Raw genomic sequence first — 4,999 nt, 5'->3', positions numbered from 1 at the left:
GGTGGCGCGCGGGTCTCCCGGGGCCGGGCCGCCCGCGGGGCGCGGCTGGGGCGCGCGGCGCGCGGGGTGGGGGGGGGGGGGGGGGGGGGCGCGCGCGGGCGGGGGGGCGCCCGCTACCCCGACGGCCGCCTCCACCGCGCAGCCCACTCGGCGCGGGGGCGGCGCCCCCCCCCCCCCGCCCCCCCCCCGGGCCCCCGGGGGGGGCACCCCCGCGCCCGGCGGCCCCCCCCCCCCCCCGCCGGCGCCCGCCGCATCTCGCGCCGTACGTTCTGGCTCGGGATGGCGTTCGCCTCGCCGTTCCTCGTCGGGTTCGCCGTGCTCTACGCCTACCCGATCGTCGCCTCCGCGTACTACAGCTTCACCGACTTCAACCTGTTCCAGGCTCCGCAGTGGGTGGGCCTGGACAACTACACCGGGCTGTTCGACGACCCCAACTTCTGGAAGTCCCTGTGGAACACGCTGTACCTCACGGTCGTCGGCGTCCCGCTCGCGCTGGGCATCGCGCTGGCCGGTGCGCACCTCCTGAACTTCCCGGTGCGCGGCCAGCCGCTCTACCGGGCGCTGGTCTACCTCCCCTCCATCGTGCCGATGGTCGTGGGCGGCTACCTCTGGCGCTGGCTGCTGAACACCCAGTACGGCTTCGTCAACTACTTCCTCTCCCTGGTCGGGATCGACGGGCCGAACTGGCTGCAGGAGCCGGACTGGTCGAAGCCCTCGATCCTCCTGATGACCTGGTGGACGGTCGGCGGGACGATGATCATCTTCCTCGCCGCGCTGAAGGACGTGCCGCACGAGCTCTACGAGGCCGCGGAGCTCGACGGCGCGGGGGCGTGGCGCCGGTTCACGAACGTGACCTGGCCGGTGATCAGCCCGATCACGCTGTTCCAGGTGATCGTCAGCCTGATCGGCTTCCTGCAGATCTTCACCCAGCCCTACCTGCTCTCGCAGGAGCGGCTCAACACAGCGAGCGCGGGCCCGGGCGGCTCGATGCTCACCTACGCGATGTACCTCTACCAGAACGCGTTCGTCTTCCTGAAGATGGGCTACGCGTCGGCCATGGCGTGGATCCTGTTCCTCGTCACGCTCGTCGTGACCCTCGTCGTCCTGGCCACGTCGAAGAGATGGGTTCACTATGGCTCTGACTGAAGCAGCTCCCCGGCGCAGCGCGGCGCCGCGGCCGGCACCCCAGGTGCGCCGCCGGCCGCCGGGAAGACGTCTGGTGCGCGCCGCGCGGCGGTACGGCCTCGTCATCGCGCTGTCGCTGCTGTTCCTGTTCCCGCTGCTGACGATGGTGTCGACCGCCTTCAAGCTGCCGAACGACGTCTTCTCCGCGCCGCCGACGCTGTGGCCGACGGAGTGGACGCTCAGCAACTTCGAGAAGGCGTTCGAGCAGATCCCCGTCGCCCGCTACCTGGTCAACACGCTGATCGTCACGGGACTGAGCGTGCTCGGCACGGTCATCAGCTGCCCGCTGGTGGCGTACTCGCTGTCGAAGATCTCGTGGGCGGGCTCGCGGCCGCTGCTCATCGCGGTGCTCGCCACGATGATGCTGCCGCCGCAGGTGACGCTCATCCCGGTGTTCCTGATCTGGAACGGGATCGGCGCGATGGGGACCTACCTGCCGCTGGTGGTGCCGGCCTTCCTCGGCACGCCGTTCTTCATCTTCATGATCCGGCAGTTCCTCATGAACGTGCCGCGGGAGCTGATCGAGGCGGCACGCATCGACGGCGCGAGCGAGTTCCGCACGTACGCGACGATCGTGCTGCCCATCGCGCGGCCGGCGATCGTCACGGCCGCGATCTTCCAGTTCGTGTGGGCGTGGACGGACTTCCTCAATCCGCTGGTCTACCTCAACGACGCGCAGAACTACACGCTGTCCATCGGGCTCTACGCCTTCTTCGGGCAGAACGACGTGGCCTGGGGCCCGCTGATGGCGGCCTGCGTGCTGTTCACCCTGCCTGCGCTGCTCATCTTCCTCATCGGCCAGCGGTTCTTCATCGGCGGCGTCAGCGCGGGAGCCCTCAAGTGAGCGTCACCGAGCGCACCGGAACAGCCGTCGACCTCCTCGGCGGCGGCCTCATCGTCTCGGTGCAGGCGAGCGCAGGGAGCCCGCTGCGGGACACGCGCATCATCGCGGCGCTCGCCAACGCAGCGCTGCAGTCCGCACCGGCGGGCGTGCGGGTGAACGGACCGGAGGATGTCGCGGCGGTACGCGCCATCACCGACCGGCCGATCATCGGCCTCCACAAGGTCGACAACGGCACGCGCAACATCATCACCCCGACGGTCGAGCTGGCCGTGGGGCTGGCCCGGGCCGGCGCGGACATCATCGCCGTTGATGCCACCCGCGAGGCGATCGGCGACGACGTGGATCATCTGCGCCGGGTCGCCGACGCGACGGGTCTGCCGGTGATGGCCGACGTCTCCACCCTGGAGGAGGGGCTGCGCGCCTGGACCGCAGGGGCGGCGCTGGTCGGGAGCACGCTCTCCGGGTACACGCCCGAGACGCGCGGCGACCGGGTGGGGCCGGACCTGGACCTCGTGCGTGCACTGGTGGCGGCGGGCGTGCGCACGGTCGCCGAGGGACGCTTCACCACGCCGGACGAGGTCCGGGAGGCGTTCCGCCTCGGTGCGCACGCGGTGGTCGTCGGCGGAGCGGTCACCGACCCGGCGGCGATCGCCGCCCGGTTCGTCGCCGCCTCGCCGCTGAGCGCGCGGGTGGAGCGGTGACGGCGGTGTCCGGGGCGGTCGCCGCCGAAGGGCGTCCGGTGGCGATCGGTGTCGACATCGGCGGCACCAAGCTCGCGGTCTCCGCGGTGAGGGCCTCCGGTGCCGTGATCGGCTCGGTGCTGACCCGGCCGACTCCGGCCCGCGAGGGGCCGGAGGCCATCGTCGCCGCGGTGGCGGACCTCGTCGCCGAGACCGCCGCCGCCGTCGCCGTCCCTCCCGCCGCGCCGGTCGGAGTGGGGTCTGCCGGCGTGCTGACGCCGGACGGCCGCGTGCTCTCGGCGACCGATGCGATCGCCGGCTGGACGGGCTTCGACCTGCGCTCGGAGCTGGAGCGCACGCTCGTCCGCAGGGTGCGCGTGCTGAACGACGTGCACGCCGCCGCCGTCGGCGAGGCGCGGCACGGCGCGGGACGCGGTGCCGGCAGCTTCCTGATGGCGACGGTCGGCACCGGCCTCGGGGGCGCGGTCGTCCGCGACGGCGTCCTGGACGTAGGGCTGACCGGCACGGCAGGATCGCTCGGGCACATCGCGGCCAGGGGGTGCCCGCCGAGGCGCTGCACCTGTGGGCAGGACGGGCATCTGGAGGCCTACGTCTCCGGGCCCGCGCTGGAGGCGGCCTACCGCGAGCGCACCGGTGTTGCGCGCACCCTCCGGGAGATCGCGGCGGCCCGCGCCGACGATCCCGTCGCGGCGGAGATCGTCCGGGACGGCGCCGAGACGCTGGGCCGCGGGATCGCCGACGCGCTCAACCTCCTCGACGTGGAGCTCGTGGTGGTGGGCGGAGGGGTCGCGCAGCTCGGCACGGACTACCTCGCCGTGGTCGCGGAGGCGATGCGGGCGGCCGCGCTCCCCGGACCGTCGGCGGTGCCGCTGGTGGCGGCGCGGCTCGGAACGGAGGCGACGCTCATCGGAGCGGCGGCGCATGCGGCGGTCGACGTGCGTTGAGCGTGTGGGCGCTGAGCGCGTGGGCGCTGGCCCGGGCCTGGGTGTCCCCGCCTACTCCGCCTCCGTCGCCGTCTCGTGGTGCGGTGTGCCGACCGGCTTCGACTCGGACGACCCGCGCTGGCGCAGGAAGATGGAGAACGCGATCATGCTGCCGACGGCGAGGAACTCGGACTGCCAGTTCTGCAGCGTCCGGTTCCAGAAGTCGGCCGAGACGAGGTAGCCGCCCCAGCTCACGAGCTGCTGCCCGTGCTCCAGCTGCTCCTGGTTGTACACGACCCGGCCCGCGAGCGACTGCACCAGCCACGAGGCGAGGAAGATGCCGCCCATCACGATGAGCAGCGAGTTCGAGTAGAGCGTGTGCCGGAAGCCGCGCACCTTCGCCCACGCCGGCGACTCCGGGCGCGCGTGCTCGTGCACGAGCTGGTCCTCGTCGGTGCCGAGGCCCTCGTCGCCGACCCGCTTGGACTCCGGCGATCCCTTCTGCACCAGCCAGATGGTGGCGAAGATGAACAGGAAGAACTGCAGGTACTCGCTCTGCCAGTTCTCGGCGACGTCCACGACGAAGTCGGACGAGGTGACGAAGTCGAGCCAGCCGACCGTCGCTGCGTGATGAGCGACCTGATCCTCGTTGTACGCGAACAACCCCGCGACGGACTGGCCGGCGATGGCGACGAGGAAGATGGCCGCGAACGCGATACTGAGGCCGTGCTCGCGCAGACGGACGCGGCTCATCGGCCGACGGCCACGACGAGGATCATGGCCGCGAGGCCGATGACGACGACGGCGAGCCAACCGGTGAAGACGACTTTCATGCCCCGGACAGTACGCCGGAGGCCGGCCGCGGACGGAGGGGCTGGACAGCGGCGCCGAACCGGGTCAGTCCTCGAGGTAGCTCTTCCCGAGCTGGTCCGGCTCGCCGGTCTCGTCGAGGATCCGCTCCTCGTCCGCGTCGAGCGCGCGGCGGTCGCGGTCGATGACGAACAGGTAGAGCGCGTCGAGCACGCCGAGCGAGTTCGACAGCAGGAGGGCGATGAACCACGGCTTGCTGCCGTTGCGGGCCGCCCGCCAGAGGGACGCGCCCTTCCAGGCCATCGTCCAGCACACGGCGGCGATGAGCCCGGCGCGGGCGGAGGGGGAGAGGTCTTCGAAACGCATCGGGGCGCGGCGCTTGCTGTTCATGCGCCCATTGCACCGCCGCGCCGCGGGGTGGTGCAAGAGGGCCGCGATCCGTTCCGGAGCTCTGTACGGGCGGCGCCGGCGTGTTGCGGGCAGAAGTCCGGACGCGATGGCGGGATGACGGGGCGGGGCGGGGTTATTCGGTGGGG

General features: G+C 72.1%; 6 protein-coding genes. 4 read left to right on the top strand and 2 right to left on the bottom strand.

Annotated elements, in window-relative coordinates:
* Nucleotides 1-279 precede the first annotated feature (279 nt).
* The 4 genes from ACR9ZG_RS17960 to ACR9ZG_RS17945 are packed head-to-tail and all read left to right on the top strand — an operon-like array spanning nt 280 to nt 3,674.
* The gene (locus ACR9ZG_RS17960; RefSeq protein WP_481286211.1) at nt 280-1,146 is read left to right on the top strand and encodes a carbohydrate ABC transporter permease; all 867 of its coding nucleotides are present in this window, start codon (nt 280-282) and stop codon (nt 1,144-1,146) included.
* Entirely contained in the window at nt 1,133-2,029 is an 897-nt protein-coding gene (locus tag ACR9ZG_RS17955) for a carbohydrate ABC transporter permease (protein WP_481286210.1), read from the top strand. The genes ACR9ZG_RS17960 and ACR9ZG_RS17955 overlap by 14 nt, the downstream gene beginning before the upstream one ends.
* Nucleotides 2,026-2,730, top strand: a complete 705-nt coding sequence (locus ACR9ZG_RS17950; RefSeq protein ID WP_481286209.1) for an N-acetylmannosamine-6-phosphate 2-epimerase — start codon at nt 2,026-2,028, stop codon at nt 2,728-2,730. The genes ACR9ZG_RS17955 and ACR9ZG_RS17950 overlap by 4 nt, the downstream gene beginning before the upstream one ends.
* Complete coding sequence (locus tag ACR9ZG_RS17945) at nt 2,727-3,674, top strand: ROK family protein (RefSeq protein WP_481286208.1); 948 nt, start codon at nt 2,727-2,729, stop codon at nt 3,672-3,674. The genes ACR9ZG_RS17950 and ACR9ZG_RS17945 overlap by 4 nt, the downstream gene beginning before the upstream one ends.
* A 51-nt stretch (nt 3,675-3,725) precedes the next feature.
* On the opposite strand, the gene ACR9ZG_RS17940 is transcribed toward ACR9ZG_RS17945, so the two are convergent.
* Together ACR9ZG_RS17940 and ACR9ZG_RS17935 are read right to left on the bottom strand one after the other, a co-directional pair.
* Nucleotides 3,726-4,406: a DUF6766 family protein gene (locus ACR9ZG_RS17940; RefSeq protein ID WP_481286207.1), complete on the bottom strand. Its 681-nt coding sequence runs from the start codon at nt 4,404-4,406 to the stop codon at nt 3,726-3,728.
* 144 nt (nt 4,407-4,550) lie between these two features.
* Nucleotides 4,551-4,853 carry a DUF5652 family protein gene (locus tag ACR9ZG_RS17935; protein WP_481286206.1) on the bottom strand — a complete coding sequence of 101 codons (303 nt, stop codon included), beginning with the start codon at nt 4,851-4,853 and terminating at the stop codon, nt 4,551-4,553.
* Between the last annotated feature and the right edge of the window lie 146 nt (nt 4,854-4,999).

Source organism: Leifsonia sp. KNZ12-8B (genome assembly GCF_056755495.1).
The sequence above is the reverse complement of the archived record's forward strand: the minus strand, read 5'-3'. Positions and strand labels throughout refer to the sequence as shown.